This is a genomic window from Lentzea sp. NPDC004789 (assembly GCF_053601075.1).
Window position 1 is genome coordinate 1 of sequence record NZ_JBSGBE010000058.1, and the last position, 1,355, is coordinate 1,355.

The window sequence follows — 1,355 nt, forward strand, 5'->3', positions numbered from 1 at the left end:
AGCTTGACCGGCACACCGGGCACACCGGGCTCGCCCGGATCCTGCACGCCGTTGCGGTTGGTGTCGGACCACACGAAGTCACCGAGACGGTTCGGTGGTGCGATCAGGCCCGCGTCCAGCGTCAGGTCCTCCCGCCGGCCGACACCCAGCTTCGTGGCCGGCGTGCACCCCGTGGCGGGGTCGGCGTCGGAGTCCTTGCCATCGTCGCCCGCGTTGGCCTTGGTGAGGGTGTAGTCCTTCACCGCGGCCGGCAGGTTCGCGATGTCGAAGCACACCGAGTACTCGCCGTCCGGGAGATCGCTGAACAGGTACTTGCCCTGCGCGTCGGTCTTCGTCGTCGCACCGGTCGACAGCTTGACCGTGACGCCCTCGACCGGGATGTCGGTGGCGTCCTGCAGGCCGTCCTTGTTGACGTCGATCCACACGTAGTCACCCAGGCGGTTGACCGGTGCGTGGATACCGGCGTCCACGGTCAGGTTCTCCCGCTTACCGGGGCCCAGCGTCACCTCGGGGGTGCAGCCGGTCGCCGGGTCGGCGTCGGAGTCCTTGCCGTCATCGCCGCCGGCGTTGGGCGTGGTGAACTGGAAGTCCTTCACCGCGTCCGGCATCGGCCCGAAGCACACCTTGTAGGTGCCGTCGGGCAGGTTGTCGAACACGTACTTGCCGGACGCGTCGGTCTTCGTGGTCTGACCGGTGGACAGCTTCACCGGCACGTCCGGGACACCGGGTTCGCCCGCGTCCTGGATGCCGTTCTTGTTGTCGTCGCGCCAGACCAGGTCACCGAGCTTGTTCGGCGGCGAGACCAGGCCCATGTCCAGGGTCAGGTCGACGCGCTTGCCCACGCCCAGCGTCGTGGCCGGGGTGCAGCCCGTGGCCGGGTCGGCGTCGGAGTCCTTGCCGTCATCGCCACCGGCGTTCTGCAGCGTGACCTTGTAGTCGCTCACCGCCGCGGGCAGGTTGGCGATGTCGAAGCACACCGTGTAGGTGCCGTCGGGCAGGTTGTCGAACAGGTACTTGCCCTGCGCGTCGGTCTTCGTGGTCGCGCCCGTGCTGAGCTTGACCGTGACGCCTTCGACGGGGATGTCGGTGGCGTCCTGCAGACCGTCCTTGTTGACGTCGATCCACACGTAGTCACCGAGCCGGTTGACCGGTGCGATCAGACCCAGGTCCAGCGTCGGGTCCTCCGGCTTGTCCACGTCGAGCTTGGTCGGCGGCGTGCAGCCCGAGGCCACGTCGGCGTCGGAGTCCTTCGCGTCGTCACCACCGGCGTTCGGCGTCGTCGGCACGTAGTCCTTCACCGCCGCCGGCAGGTTCTTGACGTCGAAGCACACCGTGTAGCTGCCGTCCGGCAGGCC

The 1,355-nt window shown here is 68.3% G+C and carries 1 protein-coding gene; it reads right to left on the reverse strand.

All coding sequences use genetic code 11. From position 1 onward, the window contains the following. Positions 1–1,355 (reverse strand): SdrD B-like domain-containing protein (locus ACWEIJ_RS46020; protein WP_449843624.1); only part of this gene is annotated, 1,355 nt, incomplete at both ends.